Here is a 1,136-nt window from a genome sequence, read left to right as displayed (position 1 = left end):
CCCGCGGCGTCCAGGCCGACCACTGTCACCCCGGCCACCGGCTCAGCCCGCGTCATCGGGGCCACCGGCCGGACGAGGCGACGACGTGCGCTCCGGCGAAGTCGACCATCGCCACGTCCACGGTGACCGTCGGCCCGGCGAAGCGGCGCAGCACCGCCTGGACCCGCTGGCAGAGCAGGTCCCCGGCCGGGGCGAGCAGCCCGGCGGCCTCCCACAGCTCGTACGCGTGCCGCCCGGTGTTCGCCTCGGTCACGGCGGCGACCAGCGACGGGTCACCACCGGCGTCGGCGGTCACCGCGCCGAGCAGGGAGAGGTCCACCTTCGAACGGGTGTAGTGGGTCATCAGGATGCCGGCCGCGAGTTTGGCGAGCTTGCCGGCCATGCCGACGAAGACCACACCGGTCATCGCGTCACCCACGGCGGCGGTGACGGCGGCCCCGGTGAAGTCGCCGACCTCGACGAAGCACACCTCGGGCAGGTCGGGCAGGAGCGCGCGGGCGGCCCGCTCGGTACGCCCGCCGGTGCAGAGCACCACGGTCCGTTCGCCCTGGGCGGCCATCACGTGCACGGCCTGCACCACGCTGGCCCGCCACGACGCGGTGGAGAAGGGACGCACGATCCCGGTGGTGCCGAGGATCGAGATGCCGCCCAGGATGCCGAGCCGGCGATTGGTGGTCTTGCGGGCCATGATCTCGCCCCGGGGCACGCTGATCACCACCCGGACGCCGACCTCGCCGAGGTCGACCACCTCGGCCACCGCCTCGCCGATCATCCGGCGGGGGGTGTCGTTGATCGCCGGGCCACCGACCGCGAGCCCGAGGCCGGGCTTGGTGACCGTCCCGACGCCGGCACCGCCGGCCAGCCGTAGGCCGGGGACGTCGGTCCAGTCCACGGTGGCGGTCAGCTCGGCGCCGTGGGTGACGTCCGGGTCGTCTCCGGCGTCCTTGACCACCACCGCCTCGGCGCGCACCGGTGGGCTGCCGGTCACCTCACAGCGTTCGACCGGGAAGCGCACCCGCTGCCCGGCGGGCAGGCCGATCTCCACCTCCTGCTGGATGCTGCCGGTGACCAGCGCGGTCACCGCGGCCTTGGCCGCCGCCGTCGCGCACGCGCCGGTGGTCCAGCCGGTGCGCAGC

At 74.9% G+C, this 1,136-nt stretch carries 1 protein-coding gene; it reads right to left on the bottom strand.

The annotated features are described in order from the left end of the window. Positions 1-52 precede the first annotated feature (52 nt). A partial coding sequence (locus ABZU52_RS32460; protein ID WP_354974724.1) for a cobalt-precorrin-5B (C(1))-methyltransferase occupies positions 53-1,136 on the bottom strand: 1,084 nt, incomplete at its 5' end.

The sequence above is a fragment of the Micromonospora sp. NPDC005220 genome, from assembly GCF_040607895.1.
Taxonomy (GTDB): Bacteria; Actinomycetota; Actinomycetes; order Mycobacteriales; family Micromonosporaceae; genus Micromonospora.
The sequence above is the reverse complement of the archived record's forward strand: the minus strand, read 5'-3'. Positions and strand labels throughout refer to the sequence as shown.